At 50.7% G+C, this 21,146-nt stretch carries 19 protein-coding genes; 11 read left to right on the top strand and 8 right to left on the bottom strand.

Translation table 11 applies throughout. The features are described 5' to 3' along the window. Positions 1 to 102: 102 nt before the first annotated feature. A complete protein-coding gene (locus KQY15_RS05785) occupies positions 103 to 1,200 on the top strand; it encodes a WD40/YVTN/BNR-like repeat-containing protein (protein ID WP_217668129.1) in 1,098 nt (365 codons plus the stop codon). 34 nt (positions 1,201 to 1,234) lie between these two features. On the opposite strand, the gene galE is transcribed toward KQY15_RS05785, so the two are convergent. Both galE and KQY15_RS05775 read right to left on the bottom strand, forming a co-directional pair. Then, on the bottom strand, positions 1,235 to 2,251 hold the full coding sequence (galE, locus tag KQY15_RS05780; RefSeq protein ID WP_217668127.1) for a UDP-glucose 4-epimerase GalE: 1,017 nt from the start codon (positions 2,249 to 2,251) through the stop codon (positions 1,235 to 1,237). Continuing rightward, entirely contained in the window at positions 2,252 to 2,551 is a 300-nt protein-coding gene (locus tag KQY15_RS05775) for a YciI family protein (protein WP_217668125.1), read from the bottom strand. Between the two features lie 193 nt (positions 2,552 to 2,744). Between KQY15_RS05775 and KQY15_RS05770 the strand changes: the two genes are divergently transcribed. Further along, positions 2,745 to 4,184 (top strand): sodium-dependent transporter, encoded by a 1,440-nt coding sequence (locus KQY15_RS05770; protein WP_217668123.1) that lies wholly within the window; start codon positions 2,745 to 2,747, stop codon positions 4,182 to 4,184. A 74-nt stretch (positions 4,185 to 4,258) separates the two neighbouring features. On the opposite strand, the gene KQY15_RS05765 is transcribed toward KQY15_RS05770, so the two are convergent. The 3 genes from KQY15_RS05765 to KQY15_RS05755 all read right to left on the bottom strand — a co-directional run bounded on the left by KQY15_RS05765 (position 4,259) and on the right by KQY15_RS05755 (position 8,197). Next, the gene (locus KQY15_RS05765; protein WP_217668121.1) at positions 4,259 to 4,582 is read right to left on the bottom strand and encodes a DUF6170 family protein; all 324 of its coding nucleotides are present in this window, start codon (positions 4,580 to 4,582) and stop codon (positions 4,259 to 4,261) included. A gap of 108 nt (positions 4,583 to 4,690) precedes the next feature. Beyond that, the gene (locus KQY15_RS05760; protein ID WP_372449310.1) at positions 4,691 to 6,589 is read right to left on the bottom strand and encodes a propionyl-CoA synthetase; all 1,899 of its coding nucleotides are present in this window, start codon (positions 6,587 to 6,589) and stop codon (positions 4,691 to 4,693) included. A 72-nt stretch (positions 6,590 to 6,661) separates the two neighbouring features. Next, on the bottom strand, positions 6,662 to 8,197 hold the full coding sequence (locus KQY15_RS05755) for a bifunctional GNAT family N-acetyltransferase/carbon-nitrogen hydrolase family protein (protein ID WP_217668117.1): 1,536 nt from the start codon (positions 8,195 to 8,197) through the stop codon (positions 6,662 to 6,664). A gap of 134 nt (positions 8,198 to 8,331) precedes the next feature. Here KQY15_RS05755 and KQY15_RS05750 point away from each other — a divergent pair, with 134 nt between their 5' ends. The 8 genes from KQY15_RS05750 to KQY15_RS05715 are packed head-to-tail and all read left to right on the top strand — an operon-like array spanning position 8,332 to position 15,186. Continuing rightward, positions 8,332 to 8,838, top strand: a complete 507-nt coding sequence (locus KQY15_RS05750; protein ID WP_217668115.1) for a Na+/H+ antiporter subunit E — start codon at positions 8,332 to 8,334, stop codon at positions 8,836 to 8,838. Beyond that, positions 8,835 to 9,113: an MrpF/PhaF family protein gene (locus KQY15_RS05745; protein WP_217668113.1), complete on the top strand. Its 279-nt coding sequence runs from the start codon at positions 8,835 to 8,837 to the stop codon at positions 9,111 to 9,113. The genes KQY15_RS05750 and KQY15_RS05745 overlap by 4 nt, the downstream gene beginning before the upstream one ends. Positions 9,114 to 9,133: 20 nt before the next feature. Beyond that, positions 9,134 to 9,418: a cation:proton antiporter gene (locus KQY15_RS05740; RefSeq protein ID WP_217668520.1), complete on the top strand. Its 285-nt coding sequence runs from the start codon at positions 9,134 to 9,136 to the stop codon at positions 9,416 to 9,418. Continuing rightward, the gene (locus KQY15_RS05735; RefSeq protein ID WP_217668111.1) at positions 9,415 to 10,380 is read left to right on the top strand and encodes a hydrogenase subunit MbhD domain-containing protein; all 966 of its coding nucleotides are present in this window, start codon (positions 9,415 to 9,417) and stop codon (positions 10,378 to 10,380) included. Before KQY15_RS05740 ends, KQY15_RS05735 begins: the two co-directional genes overlap by 4 nt. After that, positions 10,367 to 10,729: an NADH-quinone oxidoreductase subunit K gene (locus KQY15_RS05730; protein ID WP_217668109.1), complete on the top strand. Its 363-nt coding sequence runs from the start codon at positions 10,367 to 10,369 to the stop codon at positions 10,727 to 10,729. Before KQY15_RS05735 ends, KQY15_RS05730 begins: the two co-directional genes overlap by 14 nt. Then, a complete protein-coding gene (locus tag KQY15_RS05725; protein ID WP_254795461.1) occupies positions 10,729 to 12,141 on the top strand; it encodes a complex I subunit 5 family protein in 1,413 nt (470 codons plus the stop codon). The genes KQY15_RS05730 and KQY15_RS05725 overlap by 1 nt, the downstream gene beginning before the upstream one ends. Continuing rightward, the gene (locus KQY15_RS05720; protein ID WP_217668107.1) at positions 12,141 to 13,649 is read left to right on the top strand and encodes a complex I subunit 5 family protein; all 1,509 of its coding nucleotides are present in this window, start codon (positions 12,141 to 12,143) and stop codon (positions 13,647 to 13,649) included. Before KQY15_RS05725 ends, KQY15_RS05720 begins: the two co-directional genes overlap by 1 nt. Beyond that, positions 13,642 to 15,186, top strand: coding sequence for a proton-conducting transporter transmembrane domain-containing protein (locus KQY15_RS05715; RefSeq protein WP_217668105.1), 1,545 nt, complete (start codon positions 13,642 to 13,644; stop codon positions 15,184 to 15,186). Before KQY15_RS05720 ends, KQY15_RS05715 begins: the two co-directional genes overlap by 8 nt. 27 nt (positions 15,187 to 15,213) lie before the next feature. Here the strand turns inward: KQY15_RS05715 and KQY15_RS05710 are convergent, their stop codons facing one another. Beyond that, a complete protein-coding gene (locus KQY15_RS05710) occupies positions 15,214 to 17,304 on the bottom strand; it encodes a tetratricopeptide repeat-containing diguanylate cyclase (RefSeq protein ID WP_217668103.1) in 2,091 nt (696 codons plus the stop codon). A 199-nt stretch (positions 17,305 to 17,503) separates the two neighbouring features. Here KQY15_RS05710 and paeA point away from each other — a divergent pair, with 199 nt between their 5' ends. Then, a complete protein-coding gene (gene paeA, locus KQY15_RS05705) occupies positions 17,504 to 18,802 on the top strand; it encodes a polyamine export protein PaeA (RefSeq protein WP_217668101.1) in 1,299 nt (432 codons plus the stop codon). Between the two features lie 96 nt (positions 18,803 to 18,898). Here the strand turns inward: paeA and KQY15_RS05700 are convergent, their stop codons facing one another. Beyond that, complete coding sequence (locus KQY15_RS05700; RefSeq protein ID WP_217668099.1) at positions 18,899 to 19,534, bottom strand: DUF5610 domain-containing protein; 636 nt, start codon at positions 19,532 to 19,534, stop codon at positions 18,899 to 18,901. 178 nt (positions 19,535 to 19,712) lie between these two features. Then, positions 19,713 to 21,104, bottom strand: coding sequence for an MFS transporter (locus tag KQY15_RS05695; protein WP_254795459.1), 1,392 nt, complete (start codon positions 21,102 to 21,104; stop codon positions 19,713 to 19,715). Between the last annotated feature and the right edge of the window lie 42 nt (positions 21,105 to 21,146).

The raw sequence follows: 21,146 nt of genomic DNA, 5'->3' as shown, positions 1-21,146 counted from the left end.
GCATCACTTTGGTTTTAGTGAATTAGCTGTTAACTTTTAATTACAAAAAGGCGGCGATTTTAAGCTAAAGTAGCCCTACCGGTGGCTGAAATGGAGTGAGAGATGAGGGTAAACAGGTTTTTGGCAGCTTGTGGATTGTGGCTTGGTGTTTTGCTGGTTACTGCTTGTGGTGGCGGGAGCACAGCACCGGTGCAGCAGCCGCCACCGCCGCCGGTATCGCCCGCGCCGCCGGTTGAACTGAGTTTTCAGGGGCTGGATGGTTATATTATTAATGAGCTGTATCAGCACAATGGCGTTCTGCTGGCCGCCAGTGATGATGGCGTGCATCGCCAGACCAGCAGCGGTGGCTGGACTGGCGCAGGCCTTGAAGGCTATGACGTGATGGCCATGAGCCTGCTGACTGAGCAGCACTGGCTGGCATCTACTGTTAAAACCAACCAGGAGGGTTTTCCGGCATACTTACTGTTTGAAAGCTTTAATGGCGGCAGTGACTGGCATGAAATTGATTACCAGTTTGGTATGGCCGGCGAAAATGAAGCCATTTTTGCCATGCACTATGATGCCGTGGCGCAGCTGGTTTATGCTACCGGCATAGATGTGCTGGCCAGCTCCAGTGACATGGGCCAGACCTGGAAAGCGGTGCATGGTGACTTTGGTGGTTTTGGTCAGCCAAAAACGGCATTAACCCAATCGGCTGATGGTCAGACCATTTGGTATGGCGGCCAGGGTGCCATTGAAAACGGCATTTTTTATCAGTATGACGTGGCAAGTGAGCAAGCGGTTGCCCATACCGATTTATTTCCAAACCCCAGCTCAATAAAGGCAATTCGCTATGCACCGGATGATCCGCAAACGGTGTATGTCAGTGCTGAAGGGGGAATTGTCCGCAGTACAGACCATGGCCAGAGCTGGCAAGCTGTGCTCGACAACGTCAACTTCCGGTTTTATTTTGACCTGATAATCGACCCTGATGCGCCAGAGCGGATTTACACCGCGGGTTGGGCCAAGAACTTCACCGAGCCGCAACCGCTGATTATTGAATGGACTGACGATGGCGGCGCCAGCTGGCAGCAATATCAGTACCCTGAGCAGGATTTTTTTGGTGGGGTACGCAGTATGATCCTGGTGGAAGAAAATCAGCAACAGGTTATCTATTTTGGCTTGTTTAAAGGCGGCATAATGCGTATGCCGCTACCATAAAGACCGCACGCTGCAGTGCGGTCTGCCGCTGTGATTACTCGCCGTAACCATTGGGGTTCTGGCTTTGCCAGCGCCAGCTGTCGCGTACCATATCGTCCAGGGTTTTCTCAGCCTGCCAGCCGAGCAGTGTTAATGCTTTGGCTGGCAGTGCGTAACAACTGGCAATATCACCGGGCCGGCGTGGCGCAATCTGGTAAGGCACCTCAACCTGATTAACCTGGCTGAAGGCCCTGACCATATCCAATACACTGTAGCCGGTACCGGTGCCGAGATTTATCGCTTCAATGCCCTGATGGTTGTTAAGGTATTGCAGCGCTTTCAGATGGCCGGCGGCCAAATCGACCACATGAATATAGTCACGCACGCCAGTGCCGTCGGGAGTAGGGTAGTCGTTACCAAAAATGCTCAGCTTATCGCGTTTTCCCACGGCTACCTGTGAGATAAACGGCATCAGGTTGTTGGGAATGCCGTTCGGGTCTTCGCCAATCTGACCACTGCTGTCAGCGCCAACCGGGTTAAAATAGCGCAGCAGGGTAATGCCCCAATCAGGTTCTGCTTTAACCAGATCTTCCAGAATATGCTCGATCATCAGTTTACTCTGGCCATACGGGTTAGTGGCCGAGCGCGCTGCTGTTTCAGCGATAGGCACTACTTCCGGATCGCCATACACGGTGGCCGAGGAGCTGAACACCAGCTTTTTAACGTCAAACTCACGCATCACCCGGCACAGGCTAATAGTACCGCCAACATTGTTGTCGTAATAATGCAGCGGCTGCTCTGTTGATTCGCCCACGGCTTTTAAACCGGCAAAATGTACCACGGCAGTTATCGGGTACTGGCGGAATACGGCGCTAAGCGCTGCTTCGTCTCTGATATCGCCGCTGATACTGATCATGCTTCTGTCTGCCAGCTTTTCGACCCGCTGCAGGGCGGTGGCAGAAGAGTTGCTGTAGTTATCGAAGCTGATCACCTGATAGCCGGAACGCAATAGTGCCAGTGCAGTGTGGCTGCCGATATAGCCAGCGCCGCCCGTTAGCAGAATGTAGGTCATTTACGGCAATACCCTTTTAAACGGTTTTACTGTCGATTTAACGTACACGCCGGCAGTTAGGTAGGGGTCACTGTCAGCCCAGCTTTGAGCGGCGGCTAACGAGGTGAATTCAGCCACTACCAATGACCCGGTAAAGCCAGCGCCACCCGGTTCGTTACTGTCAATGGCCGGTAGCGGGCCGGCAATCAGTAAACGACCTTCCTCATTCAGTGCTTGCAGCCTCGCCAGATGAGCCGGCCGGGTTGCCAACCGGTTTTCCAGACTATTGGCCGCATCTTCAGAGTAAATCATATAGAACATGGTAAAACCCCGTTGCAATTAATCGACGCAAGATAGCAGAAATGCCTGGCAAAACCAATTAGCCCCGCCTTTATACTCTTTATGTCAGGTCGGGCTAGGATTTGCCGCAGCCTGCTGTTAGCATGCTGTGCGAACATGATAAAAATATTAAAACAACCATTCTAATAAAAAGATTCAGGGAGTCCGCAATCCAATGAAACGTGAACAATTCAGCTCCAGCCTGGGGTTTATTCTGGCCGCCGCCGGGTCGGCTGTCGGCATAGGTAACCTGGTGGCTTTTCCGGTGATGGCCAGTAAAAACGGCGGTGCCGCTTTTTTAATTATCTACGCCATTTTTGTTTTTTTTGTCTGCTTACCGGTGATGCTGGCCGAAATGAGCCTGGGTCGGCATACCCGGCAAAACCCACTGGGCGCCTATACTGAAATTGGCCAGAACCGGGCCTGGCGCACCGTTGGCTGGTTGTCGGTTATTACTCCCTTTATGATTGGGGTGTTTTATCTGGTGATTACGGTCTGGATAGCCGGTTATCTGGGTAAAGCGATGATGGGCCAGCTGGATCTGCTGGCTGACCCCGCTGGCTTTGATGTTTTTATTAACAGTAACGAGCTGTTTGTATATATGGCGATAGTGGTAGGCCTGACCTTTTTAATTCTGCAGGGCGGCGTGAAAAAAGGCATTGAAAAAGCCACTACCGTGTTAATGCCTACCTTATTTGTAATGTTAATTGCCCTGGTAGTTTACGTACTGACCCTGGATAACGCCATGCTGGGGGTTAAGTTCTTCCTGGTACCGGACTTTAGTAAAATAAACGGTAACGTATTAAATGGTGCGCTGGCCCAGGCCTTTTTCTCGCTGTCGCTGGCGATGGGTATTTTAATTACTTACGGCTCCTACATTCAGAAAAACAATAATATTGTGTCTGCCGGCAAAATGGTCGCAGCATTGTCGCTGTTGGTTGCTTGTTGTTCAGGTTTATTAATTTTACCAGCGGCGTTTTCCTTTAACCCGGATATTGAAATCAGCGAGTTGTCAGAGTCAAGCATTGGCATGATTTTTATGTTTCTGCCAAAAATCTTTTTAGCGCTGCAAGCAGATATTGGCTATTTTGGTGCATCTTTTATTGCTTCGTTCTTCTTCCTGTTGGTGTTCTTTGCAGCGATGACGTCACTGGTGTCGATAATTGAGGTACCTGTAGCCAGTATTATGGATGGCAAAGGCCTCAGCCGGCGTAAGGCACTCTATTCACTTGGTGGCGCGATGATTGTGCTGGCTATGATCAGTGCGCTGTCGTTTGGCCGGGTTGACTGGCTAAGCAATATCCTAAGTTATGGTGGCAATCCCAAGTCGTTTTTTGCGCTGATTTACGACATGTTCTATGAAACAATACTGCCGCTAAATGGCCTGTTGTTATGTTTATTTGTGATTTACCGCTGGAAAAAGCAAAACCTGGATGCCGAAATGATTGAAGGCAACCCGGGCTTTGCCGGCTCATTTTTACAAAAATACGTTAACTTTTCGCTGGGTACCTTTATCCCGGTGATCCTGGCAATTATTTTTGTTAACACTGTGCTGACCATCTATTTTGGCTATAACATGCTGACAGTATTCTTCAGCTATATCGGGTTTAATTAATCAGCGGCCGGATTTTAGTTACAGAAAAACCCGCATTATGCGGGTTTTCTTTTTTGCTTTACTGATTTCGAGGTCTATTCGCCAGTTTGTGCCGCTTCATTTTTTGCAAAAATTTGCTGGCGTACCGCGCTTAACCGGCTTTGGCAAAGGGCAAAGGTAATAGGGCGGGTAATTAACAGGTATAGCGGCGCTATCAGCAGGGCATAGCCCAGAATCGCCCAGCCTTCTGCCCGGGCAACCAGAATAAACAAGCCGAATATAATAATGAGTTTTAGTGTATTTAAGCCTACTTTGGTTGGCGTAGGCAGTTTGTCGGCAGCAGCACGCACTACCTGCATCCGCTGGTCAAAATTCAGGCCTTGTAACTCCGGAATGTTATGGCTGGAAAAATACAACATGGTTTGTTCCTGTTGGCAAATTTAGGGTATAACGGCCGCTTTTGCTGCAGGCCGTTATTATAACCATTTATTACTGCCAATGCCTATGGGGCGATCAGTATTGCCGGCTTAATCAGCTTGATTAGCCATCAGGCCACGTGCTGTCATACAGCGGGCAATATCTGCCAGGCTAGCCGGATCGTCAATGGTAGATGGCACCACATAGTCTTCACCGTCTGCAATTTGTCTGAGTAACTTGCGCAGTATTTTACCCGAGCGGGTTTTCGGCAAACGCGGCACAATCAATGCCTGTTTAAAGCAGGCCAGGGCGCCAATTTGCTCGCGAACCAGTTGTACCAGCTCGCTTTGCAGCTGTTGCTCGGTTATCTCTATTCCATTTTTCAGCAGCACAAAACCAACGGGTTGTTGGCCTTTTAGCGGATCAGCCAGGCCAATAACACAACACTCGGCTACGGCCGGGTGGCTGGCAACAATTTCTTCCATTTCGCCGGTTGATAAGCGGTGACCGGCAACATTAATCACATCATCGGTGCGGCCCATCACATACAGATAACCGTCGTCATCCAGATAGCCGCCATCGCCACTGGCATAATAACCCGGGAACTGGCGCAAATAACCGCTGATAAAGCGCTCCGGATTTTGCCAGATGGTGCTCAGGCAGCCCGGAGGCAGCGGCAGTTTTAGCGCGATATTGCCTTGCTGGTTAGCCGGAAGCGGCTGGCCGTTATGATCAAGAATTGCTACCTGAAAGCCCGGTACCGGCACTGTGGCTGAGCCGGCTTTGCCAGGTAACAGCTCAATGCCGGCCGGGTTGGCGCAAATTGCCCAGCCAGTTTCGGTTTGCCACCAGTGGTCGATTACCGGCTTACCAGTGTGGGTAACGGTCCAGTCATAGGTCGCCGGGTCGAGCCGTTCACCGGCCATATAAATGCGTTCTAAGCCGCTTAAATCAAATTGGCTTAATAGCGTTGCGTCCGGATCTTCTTTGCGGATGGCCCGAAAGGCTGTTGGTGCAGCAAACAATGCTTTTACGTTGTATTCAGCGCATACCCGCCAGAACGCACCGGCATCCGGGGTATACACCGGTTTGCCCTCGTACAGGACGCTGGTACAGCCGGCCAGTAAAGGGCCATAAACGATATAAGAGTGGCCGACTACCCAGCCAACATCGGAAGCCGCCCAGAACACATCACCCGGCGTCATGCCATAAATGGCCTGCATGCTGTAATGCAGCGCTACAGCATGGCCGCCATTGTCCCGGACCACGCCTTTCGGTTTGCCGGTGGTGCCAGAGGTGTACAGGATATACAGCGGATCGGTGCTTTTTACTGGCACGCAGGCCGCTGGCTGCGCCTGATGTAACAGCTGTTGCCAGTCAAGATCCCGCCCGGGTTGCAGTTCGGCTGTCAACTGTGGCCGTTGCCAGATAATACAGCTATCAGGATTGTGCCCGGCCAGCTTAAGCGCATTATCTAATAGTGGTTTGTATGCGATAACCCGGTTAACTTCAATACCGCATGAAGCGGCAACAATCACTTTCGGGCTGGCGTCATCTATCCGCAGCGCCAGCTCGTGCGCGGCAAAACCGCCAAACACCACCGAGTGCACTGCGCCCAGCCGGGCAACCGCCAGCATGGCGATGACGGCCTGCGGGATCATTGGCATATAAATAACTACCCGATCACCCTTTGTCACGCCACGTGCTTTTAATACGCCGGCAAAAAGTGCGACTTCATCGGTCAGTTGCTGATAGCTGAATTGTTGTTTGCTGCCGGTAACCGGTGAATCATAAATTAATGCGGTCTGGCTGCCGCGACCTTGTTCAACATGGTAGTCCAGTGCCATATAGGTGGTATTTAATTCACCATCGGCAAACCACTGGTATTGGTCGCCTTTAATATGCAAAATTTGCTCTGGCTTTTTATACCAGGCCAGACGGTTTGCTTTTTCGGCCCAGAAATGTTGCGGCTGCCGGCAGGCAGCCTGATATTCAGTTTGATAAGACATACGCATTGTCCTTGTGGCTGCGGTTTTCGTTACCTTAGCGAAAAAACAGCACGCTGCCACTTAGACTTAAGGCTAATCGGGTAGCAGGTTCAGCCAGTTTACTTGATACAGATCATGCCGGCGGTCTTTTAAGTTCGTTACCGACCCTTCATTGCGAATTTGTTTAAGCCTGTCCAAATCTAAATCAGAAAACATCATCATTTCGGTGTTGGGGGTGGTTTCAGTCATTACCGCGTCATGCGGGAAGGCAAAATCAGACGGCGAGAAGACTGCCGACTGCGCATATTGCACGTCGAGGTTGTCAACTTGCGGCAAGTTACCGCAGCTGCCGCAAATGACCACATAGCATTCATTTTCAATAGCCCGGGCCATGGCACAATGTTTAACCCTTAAGAAACCATTTTTGGTGTCGGTCCAGAACGGCACAAATAATACGTCCATATCCTGTTGAGCCAGCAGCCGGCTTAGCTCCGGAAATTCAACATCGTAACAAATTAAAATGCCAACCCTGCCGGCATCGGTGTCAAATACCTGTAGTTTGTCGCCGCCTTCAATAACCCAGTCGCGTCGCTCGTGCGGCGTGATATGAATTTTACTCTGGCAATCAATAGTACCGTCCCGCCGGCATAAAAAGCTGACATTAAACAGGGTGTCACCTTCAAGTACCGGCATTGAACCGGTAATAATATTGATATTGTAACTGACCGCCATATCAGACATGGCTGCTTTAAACTGCTCGGTAAAGCCGGCTAAAAATCGAATGGCAGCAGTCTGGTTTGCCTTGTCCGGACATAAGCCCATTAATGCTGCGTTAAAAAACTCCGGAAACAGGGCAAAGTCGCTCTGGTAATCTGCCAGCGCATCAACAAAGTATTCAACCTGTTGCAACACCTGCTCAACCGATGCCACCTCACGCATCTGCCATTGCACGGCACCAACCCGGATCTGGCTTTTCCGGTTGTTGAACCCGGCTTGCACCGGCTCATAAAAAATATTATTCCACTCCAGTAAGGTGGCGTAGCCCTGCGAGCTTTCATCTTCCGGCAGGTATTTTTTCAACAGCCGTTTTAACTGAAAGTCATTTGATAACTGAAAGCTTAAAATGGGATCGTAAATTTCCCGGCATTTCACTGCTTCCAGATAGTCTGCGGCTGACATCTGTTTGCTGTGCTGCTGATAATTAGGGATACGGCCGCCGGCTAAAATAGCCCGCAGGTTCAACTGACGGGACAGATCTTTGCGGGCATCATACAGACGCCGGCCCAGCCGGTAACCGCGGTAATCCGGGTGGATCATTAAATCGAGGCCGTACAGCGCATCACCGGTTTTATCATGCAGAATGGTTTCCCGCTTGCCGATTAAATCATCGTAGGTATGAGGGTTGCTGAACTTGTCATACTTTACCTGCACCGTTAATGCGAGGCCAATAATGTCGTCATGGTCAATCAGGCAGATCTGGCCTTCGGCAAAGTCTTTAATCAGTTTATTGATGGTGTGTTCAGGCCAGGCGCCTCCGATGTCATGATATACCCGATCCATTAACGCTTTAACCTGAGGGTAGTCTGAAGGGGCTAAATGGCGGATCTTTAAATGCAGATCGTCTCGCATAGTGAAGGCTCCTGTTACTTAGTTTGTAAAACCATATCACCAAAAGCGCAGTGGGTAAAAGTAACCCTTTATTTGAGTTTTTACAGTATCTTCAATAGTATTGCTCAGGTTGCGGTCAAAAGGAATATTCGCTAATGCTAAATCGACGACTGCTAAATAGTGTTCCGCTAAGCATAATGGCTGCTCTTTGCTGGGCGGCATTAACCCAAAATCAGGGATGGCTTTTTTTTCTGCCGCTGTGGTTACTTATTCTTTTCTGGTTGCAGTTTTCCCCTATAACGTTGCCGGCATTGCGGCTGTCTGTGCTGCCTGGTTTTATGCTGTTCTTCTTTTGGCAGTTGGTGTTGGGTGCTTTTGATGTCGGCTGGCGGGCGCTGGCGCCTGGGCGGCATTTCGCGCCTGGCTGGCAACATTATCCCAGCCGTTTATCTCAGCCGGCCAGTCAGCGCTTGCTGGCCACGATGATTAGCTTACTGCCCGGTACCTGCAGTGCCAGGATTGAACGGCAGTCGGGGCAACCGAACCAGATATTGGTGCATGTTCTGGACCAGCAAGCAGACTGGCAAGCCAGTATTGCTGCTCTGGAGCAGCAGCTGGCCCGCTTACTGCTGGCGGAAAACCGTGAGGAGTTTCCGCAATGATGTTGTTGGCAGGGGCGCTGCTTTTAACCATGTTGCTGGGTTTACGGCGGGTAATTAAGGGCCCGGCTTTACTAGACCGGCTGCTGGCTGTTCAGCTTTTTGGTACCACCGGTGTGGCAATATGTCTGGTGCTGGCGCAGGCATTAAGCCAGCCCGCCCTGTTAGATGTTGCCTTGGTATTGGCGGTGCTGGCAGCAGCTGCACCCGCGGCGCTGGTGCAACGGTTAAAACGCAGCTCTGGCCAGGTTAGCGGCAAACCGGAGGGGCGCGGATGAGTGGTGCTGTCGAACTAAACTTGTTAGGCACGTTGATCAGCAGCGGATTACTGCTGGCAGGGCTCCTGTTTTTTATCGCCGGCAGTGTTGGCATGCTGCGTTTTCCGGACAGTTACAGCCGGCTGCATGCGGTGACGAAAGCCGACTCTCTGGGCCTGGGTTCTGTCGTGGCCGGCCTGATGTTTTACTGTAACTGGTGGCAGAATTTGTTAATGCTATTGATTTGGTTGCTGGTGCTTTGTTCTGGCACCGTATCCTGCCAGTTGCTTGCCCGCTTTTGCAAAACAAAGCAGGAGCAGGCATGAGTGTATTGCTATTCGATTTTGTTCTGTGTGGGTTGCTACTGGCACTGGCTCTTGCCAGCATGCTTAGCCGTCAACTCAGTCATGCGGTTATTTTATATATTGCTTTTGGTCTTTTGATGGCACTGGCCTGGGCCAGGCTGGCCGCGCCGGATTTAGCGCTGGCAGAGGCCGCTATTGGCGCCGGCTTAACCGGTGCATTATGTTTTAGCGCGCTGGCGCGGCAAGGGCAGCTCGTTAATACCCCCACGCTTGGCTGGTCGCAACGCTGCTGGCCAGCAGTGTTTATTGTAGTGATTTTTTGCGGCTTATTGCTGGCGTTATTACAGTTGCCGGCAGAACCGGGGCCGTTGCCTTCGCAGGCGCTACAGTATCTGGCTGATAGCGGGGTTAGCCATCCGGTTACCGCGGTACTGCTTAACTATCGTTCCTGGGACACTTTGCTTGAGCTACTGGTATTGCTACTGGCGCTAATCGGTACCCTGCAGGTTGCACCCGAACCGGTGCTACAACCGAGTTGGCAGTTAAGCCGTATCTGGAGCCAATTATTAGCGCCGGTTATTATTTTACTGGCTGGTTATCTGTTATGGGCCGGGGCCCATCAGCCCGGAGGTGCCTTTCAGGCCGGGGCGCTACTGGCAGCCGGTGCGGTAGTGTTGAAGTTAAACCAGCAATTGCCCTGGCTAAAGTGGGGCAATATCCTGGTTAGATTTTTTGCTGTTGCCGGCCTGATGGTATTTGCAATGTCGGCAGTGCTCGCCTGGTTGCTGTTAGATCAGGCAACTGATCCACAATGGCTGCAATGGCCACCACAGCTTGCCAAGTACATCATTTTGCTGATTGAAGTTTTTGCCACCCTGGCAATCGCTATTACCCTGACTTTGCTGGTGGTTGCTGAGCAACCGGATACTGATCTCAGTCTGGCCCGGCAAGATAGCAGCGAGGCGACTAATGGCGGCGTCTGACAGTTCAGTTATGTTTTTTATGATAACCGCGGCCAGTCTTATCGCCATTGGCTTGTATGGTTTTATCAGCGGCCCTGAAGTGCTGCGCCGGGTTCTGGCACTGAACATCATTAGTGCCGGTGTTTTTATGCTGATGGTAGTGCTGGCTTATCGTGGGACAGTGCCCGGCGCCGCAAACGGCTTAGTCGATCCTGTGCTGCACGCCCTGGTGCTGACCGGGCTGGTGGTAGCCGTTAGTGCCACAGCTTTTGCCCTGGCCTTGCTGGCCAGACTTAGCCAGGCATCGTCAGCGCCGACAGTGCCGCATAAGCGGACATTGCAGAAAGCACAGCAAGAGGTGGAGCACTGATGATAATGCTGCTGGTGTTGCCACTGTTAACGGCATTGCTGATGTTGCTCTGGCCACGGCTGGCACCACTTCTGACGTTGTTATCAGCATCTGTCTGCAGTTTGCTGGCGCTGCAACTGTTACTGCAGGTAAGCGGGCAGGGCAGTCGTGAATACTTACTGGCCGGTTGGCCAGCCGGACTGGCCATTGCCTGGCAGGCTGATACCCTTAGCAGTTTGCTTATTCTGCTGACAGCTTTACTGCAATTGTTAGTTGGCTTATATGCCTTTGCTACCCGGGTGCGGGATCAGTTACATCAGAGTTTCTGGCCGCTGAGTAGTTTGTTGCAGATCAGTTTAACCGCGTTGTGGTTGTCCAGGGACTTATTCAACCTGTACGTATGTCTGGAGTTACTGGCACTGGTGGCAGTAGCGCTGGTCAGTTTATCCGGGCGAACGGCGATTAAGCCTGCGCTTAACTATCTGCTTTTATCCCTGTTTGGCTCGCTGTGTTATCTGCTGGGTGTTGTGTTGTTATATGGCGCTTACGGCGTGCTGGACATTCAGGGTTTGGCCAGCCAGTGGCAGGCCAGCTGGCTGACCAACAGTGCCTTGCTGCTAATGAGCCTGGGGCTAATGTTAAAAGCTGCGCTGTGGCCATTACACGTCTGGTTGCCGGCGGCTCATGCCGCCGCCCCGGCGCCGGTAAGTGCGTTGCTGTCGGCATTGGTGGTTAAGGGGCCGCTGTTTATGCTATGCCTGTTATGGCTGCGGCTGGCCAGTACAGAGCAGGCACAGGCGATGGCGTCATTATTTGCGTTTGCCGGGCTTTGTGCGCTGCTGTTTGGTGGCTGGTCGGCGCTTCGTACCCCTTATGCCAAGGTTCTGGTGGCGTATTCTACGGTGGCTCAACTGGGTTATGCCACCCTGGCACTGGGCCTGATGCTGATGTTTAAGCAACCGCTGATTTTTGCTGCGTTATGGTTATTTGTACTGGCTCATGCCCTGGCAAAAGCGGCTTGCTTTTTAGCTATAGGTGAAATGAGTGCCACGCTGGGTGGGAAAAGACTGACTATTCTAAAAGGTGCCAGCCAGACCATGCCGCTGGCTATGTTTGCCTTCGCCGTTGCCGGCGGCAGCTTAATCGGCCTGCCGCCCAGTGGTGGTTTTCTGGCGAAGTGGGCTTTGCTGCAAGGCATTTGGCAGCAGGGCCAGTCATTCTTCTGGCCATTAGCCTTGCTGCTTGCCACATTGTTGTCAGCAGCCTATGTATTCCGGGTAGTTGTGCTGGCATTTGATCGGGCTGAGCCGGTGGCACCGGATTTCTCGCCCCAGCTGTTGCCGCAGTGGCTGGCATTACTGCCGGCCTTAGCGGTCTGGGCGATGGCATTGTTTAGTGAGCATCTGCTGTTATTGCTGCGGCTGGAGGCATGATGAGCACATTTTGGTTAAGTTACTTACCACTGGCTATAATTCTGAGCTCACTGCTACCCGGTTTAGTTATTTTTACCCTGAAAGAGCACCAGGTTAAGTTACGGATAAGCCTAAACCTGATAGGGGTGACGGTAAAGTTAGTGCTGGTGCTGATTATGCTGCAGGCGGTGCGTAGTGGGGCGACTTTTTATTTCAGTGTGCCCTTTTTACCCGGTGCTGATTTAGTGTTGCAAGGGGATGCACTATCTCTGTTGTTTGTCACACTTTCATCAGTTCTGTGGCTGGCAACCACGATTTATGCCATTGGTTATCTGGAAAACTCACCGCTGCGCTCCCGGTTTTTTGGCTATTTCAGCTTGTGTGTCAGTGCCACAGTAGGCCTGGCGCTGTCTGGTAATCTGGTCAGCTTTTTATTGTTTTATGAGCTGTTAACACTGGCAACCTTTCCGCTGGTGGTGCATCGTGGCACACCTCAGTCGCTGGCGGCCGGCCGACGTTATCTGAGCTACACCCTGGCTGGTGGTGTGCTGTTACTGACCGGTGTTGCGCTGCTGCATTCAATGGTACAGAGCCCGCAATTTACGCCTGGAGGTTATATCGGTGCAGTAATTAGTGCGCACGCTGGTTTGTTGCAACTGGCTTTTGGCCTGATGATCGCAGGGCTTGGTGTAAAAGCGGCGTTGTTGCCGTTGCACGGCTGGCTGCCCCAGGCCATGGTGGCACCTGCGCCGGTCAGCGCCTTGCTGCATGCGGTAGCCGTGGTAAAGGCCGGAGCATTTGGCATTATCCGGTTGGTATATGATGTGTTCGGGGTCGACAGTATGCAATTGCTGCAACTGGCTGAACCTTTGATGTTGCTGGCAGCGGCGACAATTTTATATGGCTCCTGGCGAGCACTGGCACAGCAGGATATCAAACGGCGGCTGGCATATTCGACCATCAGTCAGGTGTCCTATATTACCGCAGGGGTGGCGATGCTCGGGCCTCTTGCTGCGGTAGGTGGTCTGGTGCATCTGGTACATCAGGGCGTGATGAAAATAACTCTGTTTTTTTGCGCTGGTAACTATGCTGAGACGCTGGGTGTGCATACCATTCGTCAGTTAAATGGCGCTGGCCGGCGAATGCCGATTACCTCTATTGCGTTTACGCTGGGCGCGCTTGGCATGATTGGTATTCCGCCCACCGCTGGTTTTATCAGTAAATGGTACCTGGGGCTGGGTGCTGTGGCTACCGACAACCCGCTGATGTTGTTAGTGTTTGTTTTTTCCGGCCTGTTAAATGCGGCGTACTTTCTGCCTATTGTTTACCGGTTATGGTTTTCACCCCAGGCACAGCCCTGGCCAGCAGAGCAGCGATTGTCAGCTAAATTTGAAACACACTGGATGTTGTTGCTACCGGTAATATTTACCGCGTTACTTATTGTGTTAATGGGGCTTTTTGCCAGCACGGTTATAAGTCCGCTTAGCTGGGCTGAACTAATTGTCGAGCGGGAGTTCAGGTATGATTGATTTATCTGACTGGCTCTGGCCCGGCGCCGGTTTAGGCCTGGCAACTGAATTGCAGCAACTGTGGTGGGTTTTCAGTTTAAGTTTATGGCTAGTTGCTGCGGCCTTCAGCCTGACGTTCATGGCAAAGGCTGCGCACCAAGGCCGGTACTGGTTGTTCTTTGCCCTGAGTTTTGCCGGCAATATGCTGTTGATTGCAGCGCTGGATGCGATCAGTTTTTATATCGGTTTTAGTATTATGAGTTTGTCAGCCTATGGGCTGGTGGTTCACAGCGGCGATAAAACTGCGCGACGGGCAGGCCGATTATATTTGCAACTGGCCATCATTGGCGAGTTGTTATTGTTTGCTGCGTTGATCCTGCGGGCCAGTGCAGCCGGAGGCCAATACGATTGGCTAAGCTGGCAGCAGGTGCCATTGGATCACCTGACGATTTTACTAACCATTGCCGGCCTTGGCCTGAAAGCCGGTTTCTGGCCGCTGCATATCTGGTTGCCGCAGGCTCATCCGGCAGCGCCGGCACCGGCCAGTGCGGTGTTATCTGGTGCCATGATCAAGGCGGGTGTACTGGGTTTAGTGGTATTTCTACCAGCAGGCGATCCGCTGTTGCAGCAATGGGTGCCTTATATGGTATCGCTTGGTTTCTTCTCGGCCGGTTTTGGGGTGCTGGCCAGTTTGTTGCACCGCCAACCTAAGGTTATTCTGGCGTATTCGTCGGTCAGTCAGGTTGGCTATGTTATTGTCCTGGTCGCACTGGCCTGGACCTCCAGTTCAGCTGCCGTGCTGCCGCTGCTGATGGCCTACGCTGCACATCATGCTATTGCCAAGGGAGCACTTTTTTTGTATGCCGGATTAAACGCTAAACAACGCCTGCCTGCGCTTTGGCAAATCCTGTTCTGGCTGCCCGCGCTGGCTTTAATGGCTTTACCTTTAACTGGTGGCGCGGCCATTAAAACCGGGATGAAAAGTCTGGTTGGTACCATGCCGATGCCGGGCTGGCTGAATGCCGGCTTGATGGCAATGTTATTAAGTGCGGGGGCTTTTTTAACCGCCCTGTTATTTTTGCATCTGGCTGCTGCAATTCGCCGGCAACAACGGCACCTGAGTGATGACTCTGGCGGGGGCGAAGCCGCTTTGGGGTTATACTGGCAGGGCGCCTGCCTGATGTTGCTTGCTCTGATCCTTATTCTGTTACCCTGGCTATGGCACCCGCTGCAGCAACTTAGCCTGCAAACCCTGACATTACCGAAAATATGGGCTGTCAGCTGGCCAGTGCTGCTGGCGCTGCTGGTTACAGGGATTGTTCGTTGGCGCCGATGGCGTTTGCCAGAGCCCTGCTATGATCGCAGCAGTGCTGTGTTGTTGTGGTCGATGTGGCTCCAAAGGCTTTACCAGCCACGCCGGCAATGGCAGGCGCCACGTGTCACTTTAAACTGGCGCGATGCAGAGCGTGCCCTGAACCGGTTGGCATCAGCTGATATGGTGCGCGCCAGCGCTTTATTGGTGGTGGTATTACTGATAGCCGCTTCGGTATTCTGGTAACCCCAAGCGTTGCAACCAAACAGCTATTTACTTAGGTAACGCTGGCCCTTTCACAGTGATATAGTCAACCATATTCTGCTGGATAGCGCCCTGTAAATCGTTGGTCAGCGCCTGGCGGGCTGTCGTGTAGTCGCAGCGTAAACCGGTAATGGCATATACCTGGTTGCGGCCATGTACTTTACTTAAATACAGCGCCATATCGGCAATCTGTAGTGTGCGCTCCCAGTTAAGCTCTGTTTCATTAATGCCGGCAAAAGGTAAATGAATAAAACCGCCACTGGCACTGACCGGAATAATTTTGTCATCACTAAGTACCGGTTCACTGGCGATCACATCAAGGATCCGCTTGCAAAAGCCAGCCACCTGCTCGGGCTCGATATTATCCAGATAAAGCAGAAACTCTTCGCCGCCCCAGCGGATCAGCAGATCTTCTTCCCGGCAAACCTTGGTTAACCGGCCGCTGATTTGCTTCAGCACCTCATCACCGGCTGCATGACCAAAGTTGTCATTTATTTTTTTAAAAAAGTCGATATCCAGTAGCAAAAAGCCATTAGCCTGAGTACTGATATCACTTAAACGTCTGCTGAATTTGCTGCGACGCTGCATGTGGTCCTGCAAGGCTCTGCGATTAAACAAACCGGTTAACGGGTCACGTAACGATTGGTATTCCAGTTGCTTGTTGGCTTCGCGCAATCTACGGTTCGACTGCCGCACTTTACGATACAACTGATACAGCAGGATTGCCGCAAAGATCAGTACCAGCGCAAATAAGCCGGTAAGCTGCTGTTGCAGCTTCTGATTTGCCAGCAATTGCGCTTTAAGATCATTTTCCTGCTCCAGGATGGTTATCAGCTGGCTTTTCGCTTTGGTATCATAGCGGTTTTGTAATTCAGCCACGCTTTTTTCCCGCTCACTGGTCAGAATTTCCGCGCGAAGTTCCAGTTGTTGTTGCAACGTTTGCGCTTGCAACTGATATTTACCGGCAGCGCCATACGCTTTAGCTACCGACTCTAAAGTACTTTCATAACCGGCTTTAGTATCATTGTTTTTAAAATATTCCAGTGCAGCTAACATTCTGGCCAGGCCATTGTCGTGCTGGCCTTCCATCACTGCTATATAAGCCAGATTAAAAGCAATAAGCTGACTGCTGAATTCATCTTCCAGTAATTTCGCTTGTTCAGCAGCAAGTTGTAATACCTGTTTTGCTGCAGCGTAATTACCCTGTTGGATATAAATAGAGCCAAGATTATTCTGGAATGTCAGCTCCACACCGGGCTGGTTTACAGATCTGGCGGCAACAATACCTTGTTGATTAACGGTAACGGCAGCGTCAAGATCTTTCTGTTCGGCCAGAATAAAACCAAGCATTAAATACAGTTCAGGTAAAAAATTGTTATAGTTATATTTTTTTGCGGCGGCAATAAGGTCTTCAGTCAGAGCCCTGGCCTCAGGCCATTTTTTTAAATCTGAGTAAACCTGAGCGATAGAATAGTTTAAATAGGCGCGCCGACGTAAGGTAAACTGATCGTCAGTGGCAATTACGGCATCAAGTGCCTTGGTAAAGTGGCGCAGGGCCTCGTCATACTGGCTGTCGGCTTTAAATAGCCTGCCCAGCAGGTTGTGCGCAAAGTAACGCACCCTTGGTACGCTGGCATTCTCTGCAATCAGCTGCAGCCGGTCGGCCTTTAGTACTGCAGCTGATAATTGGCGCTGATAAAACAAAAACTCTATTTCGGTAGCATAAATTTCACTGAGGATGTCAGGATTGTCGGTATCGTCAGCTATTGCCAGTAGTTCAGTGAGTAAGGCATCAGCGGAAGCTTGCTGTTGTTGATAGAGCAGATCAGCAGCCTGATACGACATCAGCCGCACTTTACTGGCCAGCGGGATGTTCTCAGTCGGCTCCAGATAGTAGCGCTGATAAAGTGCAGCCAGCATCGCTTCAGCCGCTGTGGCGTTTTCCCGCAGTTCAACCAGATACCGGTCCAGCTCTTGCTCGAGAGTAGTGCTAACTTGCTGCTGCGCATTGGCAGCGCTGGTACAGATGCACAATACCATCAGGAGTACAGTTAGCCATGGCGTGCACTGCAAATTACGAATAGCTGAAAACTGAGACATGCACCGCTTCCGGATGACATTAAACAGTCTTGAAGATAGCGTATTTTGCAGACAAATACAGCTGTAAATAACATAAAACTTTAACTAACGACTTAATATTTTCAGCTGCTTAGCGTTTTTAGCAGCTGATTAAAGCTATAATAACAATCGTGTCATTCAGGCATGGCAAAATGGTTTGCCCTGAGGTTGTGGAAACGTTATGAGTACCGTTGAGTACCTGTTTGTTATGTTGTTGCTGGTGGCTGCCAGTTCGTTTTTTTCTGTATCAGAAATAGCCTTAGCGGCTTCGCGTAAAATGCGTTTGCGACTAATGGCCAGCGAGGGTGACATCAGCGCTGAAAAAGTGCTGATGCTGCAGGAGCACCCTGGTAATTTTTTTACCGTAGTGCAAATTGGCTTAAATGCGGTGGCTATTTTAGGCGGTATTTTAGGTGAGTCGGCATTTACTCCGTACTTCTCATCATTACTAGCGATCTTTTTCGATGCCAGCTGGGTGCCGGCGGCAGCCTTTGGGTTATCGGTATTTTTTGTCACTTCATTGTTTATCTTGTTTGCCGATTTAATGCCCAAGCGCTTAGCAATGATTGCACCGGAAAAAATCGCGGTAAAAATTGTTCAGCCGATGATGTTACTGATTTTAGTGCTGAAACCTTTCGTCTGGTTGTTTAACGGCTTAGCGAACTTGTTTTTCAGTTTGTTTAATGTGCCGACCATGCGCAAGGACGACATTACCCCTGATGATATTATCGCGATGATGGATGCCGGCGCTCAGGCTGGTGTGTTGCAGCAGCACGAGCATCAGCTGCTGGAAAATGTGTTTGATATGGAATCGCGCACCGTAACCTCGGCGATGACGGCGCGGGAAAGTCTGATTTTTTTCACCAATAACGAGTCACAGGACAATATCAAAGCCAAAATTGCCGAGCACCCGCACGCTAAGTTTATAGTTTGTGACGAAGTACTGGACCGGGTTGTAGGCTATGTTGATACCCGCGATATTTTAATGCAGGTACTGCACGACCAGCCTATTTCACTGAAAAAAGAGGGCATTGTCCGCTCACCGCTGATTATTCCCGATACCTTGTCGTTGTATGAGGCGCTGGAGCATTTTAAATCTACCGGGGTCGACTTTGCCATTATTATGAATGAGTACGCTCTGGTAGTGGGTATTATCACGTTAAAAGATGTGATGAGCATTGTCATGGGCGAGCTGGTCAGCTCTGAAGAGGAGCAAATCGTTAAACGTGACGGCAACTCCTGGCTGGTGGAGGGGTTAACGCCGCTGGCCGATGTGATGCGGGTACTGGATATTGACAGTTTTCCTAACCCGGAAAACTACGAAACCATTGCCGGTTTTATGATGTTTACCCTGCGCAAAATTCCAAAGCGTACCGACTTTGTTCTGCACGGTGGTTACAAATTTGAGGTGGTTGATATCGACAGCTATAAAATTGACCAGTTACTGGTTACCCGGGTTGATATTTCAGATCACCCCTGAACACCGCTGGTTACAACAGAATAAAGTGATGCCTGCCAGCCTGTTTTTCGAAAAGCAGGCTAGCAGCTGAACTGGGCATTTTCGCAAAGTTTTTAATCAGGAACCGGTATTATCCCGATCACTGATGTTGTCGGGAGTCGTGGTACCAGACTCTGCAGCCTGCTCTGCCAGTTCCAGCATTTTCTGGCGGAAACTGTCGAGCCCGGCCATTACTTTGGCGTAGGTTTGGTCAACCCTGGCTTCCACCTCACCTTCGTATACCTTCAAGCCTTTTAAAATATCTTTGGCATCGGCAAAGCCTTTTTCAATTCCGCCGCCAATTACTTTTAAAAAACTGTCCAGCTGCTCCTGTTCAGTGCGGCCCGGATTAAGTGCTTTGTAGCGGCTGTAAAAGCCGGTGGCAAAGGCAACAATTCGCTCAGCAGTAGCTTCCGGGGAGGTATCAATACCAGAGTCATAAATTTTCTGGGCGGCATTTTCACCAAAAACCGGCTCAAGCTCAGCATTGATACCTTCCAGCGCTGTTTTATACAATAAGCTAAGCGAGTCGTTATTGCTGCTCAGCGACACTTTTTCATTGGCTTTCAGAATGGCGACATTCTGAGCCTGGCGGGCTTTGCTGGCGGTATCTGCAATGCCCTTATTGTCAGTATTTTTACTATCGATATTTTTATTTTCGATATTTTTGCCAGCTGCGTTGGCGGTACCGATGTTACCGGTGGAAATAGCCATAATAATGACCTCTTGTTACTTAAGCCGGTTGTAAATGCCGGCAGTTAGTTAAACTATAGCGTAACGAGGCTATCGGCTGCAGTTGTTTAAACTTTAGCTTTTTTTGCAGGTAAAAAAACGGCGCAGTGAATATATTGCGCCGTTTCCATTATCAATGCTGTTAGCTATTGAAAAATGCTCAGCCCGGGTGTTGCTCGGCAGCGACTACCGGAGTTTTAGTTGTGATAGAGTCAAGACCATGCCCGCCCGGGCCTTGCTCTGTGCGCCACAACTTGTAGGAAAAGTATAAGCCTAACGATGCCAGCGCAGTATAAAACCACATGCCAGGCGTGTAGCCATTAATATTGTCAGGTCCTGCAAGGTAAATGTCGTTTAAATAGCCCACTGCCAGAGGCACGATGGCCCAGCCAATTTGCTGGCAGAATGTCATCAGCGCATACGCACTGCCAAGGCGGCGGCTGTCGACAATATAAGCGACAGATGGCCACATTACCGCCGGGATCAATGAAAACACCATCCCCAACAGCAAAATAACCAACAGCAGGGTAAGTGGTACCACAGCACTGCCGATAAAGGGGATCATAATATTGACGTCTGGCCCGGCCGGCAGATAAGTAACCATTAAAAACAACGGTAACATTACCAGCGAGCCTGCAGCCATAAAGAGTGCCCGCTTGCCAACGCGGTCTACCCAAAGTCCGAACAGCGGCGTGGCAATTATCGCGGCAACTGGCAGCAGACTGCTTAAAATACCTGCGGCTTCGCGATCCAGGCCATGTGCTTGCTGGAAGTAATCGATGGCAAAACTGCGAAATGGAAAGACGGTGGCATAGAACACAACACACAGTGCCACAATATACCAGTAGGAGGCACTGAACGAGTACAGGCTTTTAAATTCCAGTTTATCAGTGCTGTCGGCCGTACCTAAATCATAACGGCCTTCTGCCCGGCGCTCTAATATCCAGTATAAAATGGCTGCCGTAACAGAAATACCGGCCACCGCTGTTGCCAGCCATAATGGGTCTTGCCAGTTAACATATAATGGGCTGGCGAAGCCGGTAGACCAGTCAGCCGATGCTGAGCCCAGCCGGGAGATTGACAAGTTTATACCAAAAGCAAAACTTAGCTCTTTACCTTTAAACCATTTGGCCAGCACCGTAGTTGCAGCCACTATCAGCGGCTCTGCACCCAGACCCAGCATAAAGCGGCCGGCAAACATGGTTTCAAAATTAGGGCTGAAGGCTGTCAAGGCGGCAGCCACCAGGCAAATTAAGGCAAACAAAGTAATGGCCTTTTTAGTACCCCAGCGGTCAATTATGTAGCCACCAAGCAGCAGAACACAAAGCGCAGCAATATTGTAAGCCGTAGATAACCAGCCAATTTGCTGGTAACTGAAATCACGTTGTTCGCGCAGCAAATCGACAATTGGCCACAGCGAATCGTAAATGTAATAGTTACCAAACATTGCCAGGCTGACAAATAATAATACCATCCATCGATAAAAGGAGGACGGTTGTGGCAAAGCCGACATTGAATTTTGTAATGGCGTTGAAGGGCTGGAAATACTCATGCAGGTAGCGTCTCGTTATTAGTTAGTGCCTGTGGCACCAAA

The organism is Arsukibacterium indicum (assembly GCF_019100565.1).
Taxonomy (GTDB): domain Bacteria; phylum Pseudomonadota; class Gammaproteobacteria; order Enterobacterales; family Alteromonadaceae; genus Alishewanella; species Alishewanella indicum.
The sequence above is the reverse complement of the archived record's forward strand: the minus strand, read 5'-3'. Positions and strand labels throughout refer to the sequence as shown.

What these genes read in the sequence shown, in the direction of transcription:
- KQY15_RS05785 (WP_217668129.1), top strand. Translation starts at nt 103, where the DNA reads ATGAGGGTAAACAGGTTTTTGGCAGCTTGTGGATTGTGGCTTGGTGTT.
- KQY15_RS05715 (WP_217668105.1), top strand. Translation starts at nt 13,642, where the DNA reads ATGATTGATTTATCTGACTGGCTCTGGCCCGGCGCCGGTTTAGGCCTG.
- KQY15_RS05720 (WP_217668107.1), top strand. Translation starts at nt 12,141, where the DNA reads ATGAGCACATTTTGGTTAAGTTACTTACCACTGGCTATAATTCTGAGC.
- KQY15_RS05745 (WP_217668113.1), top strand. Translation starts at nt 8,835, where the DNA reads ATGATGTTGTTGGCAGGGGCGCTGCTTTTAACCATGTTGCTGGGTTTA.
- paeA (WP_217668101.1), top strand. Translation starts at nt 17,504, where the DNA reads ATGAGTACCGTTGAGTACCTGTTTGTTATGTTGTTGCTGGTGGCTGCC.
- KQY15_RS05750 (WP_217668115.1), top strand. Translation starts at nt 8,332, where the DNA reads ATGCTAAATCGACGACTGCTAAATAGTGTTCCGCTAAGCATAATGGCT.
- KQY15_RS05710 (WP_217668103.1), bottom strand. Translation starts at nt 17,304, where the DNA reads ATGTCTCAGTTTTCAGCTATTCGTAATTTGCAGTGCACGCCATGGCTA.
- galE (WP_217668127.1), bottom strand. Translation starts at nt 2,251, where the DNA reads ATGACCTACATTCTGCTAACGGGCGGCGCTGGCTATATCGGCAGCCAC.
- KQY15_RS05700 (WP_217668099.1), bottom strand. Translation starts at nt 19,534, where the DNA reads ATGGCTATTTCCACCGGTAACATCGGTACCGCCAACGCAGCTGGCAAA.
- KQY15_RS05760 (WP_372449310.1), bottom strand. Translation starts at nt 6,589, where the DNA reads ATGTCTTATCAAACTGAATATCAGGCTGCCTGCCGGCAGCCGCAACAT.
- KQY15_RS05765 (WP_217668121.1), bottom strand. Translation starts at nt 4,582, where the DNA reads ATGTTGTATTTTTCCAGCCATAACATTCCGGAGTTACAAGGCCTGAAT.
- KQY15_RS05775 (WP_217668125.1), bottom strand. Translation starts at nt 2,551, where the DNA reads ATGTTCTATATGATTTACTCTGAAGATGCGGCCAATAGTCTGGAAAAC.
- KQY15_RS05730 (WP_217668109.1), top strand. Translation starts at nt 10,367, where the DNA reads ATGGCGGCGTCTGACAGTTCAGTTATGTTTTTTATGATAACCGCGGCC.
- KQY15_RS05770 (WP_217668123.1), top strand. Translation starts at nt 2,745, where the DNA reads ATGAAACGTGAACAATTCAGCTCCAGCCTGGGGTTTATTCTGGCCGCC.
- KQY15_RS05735 (WP_217668111.1), top strand. Translation starts at nt 9,415, where the DNA reads ATGAGTGTATTGCTATTCGATTTTGTTCTGTGTGGGTTGCTACTGGCA.
- KQY15_RS05725 (WP_254795461.1), top strand. Translation starts at nt 10,729, where the DNA reads ATGATAATGCTGCTGGTGTTGCCACTGTTAACGGCATTGCTGATGTTG.
- KQY15_RS05755 (WP_217668117.1), bottom strand. Translation starts at nt 8,197, where the DNA reads ATGCGAGACGATCTGCATTTAAAGATCCGCCATTTAGCCCCTTCAGAC.
- KQY15_RS05695 (WP_254795459.1), bottom strand. Translation starts at nt 21,104, where the DNA reads ATGAGTATTTCCAGCCCTTCAACGCCATTACAAAATTCAATGTCGGCT.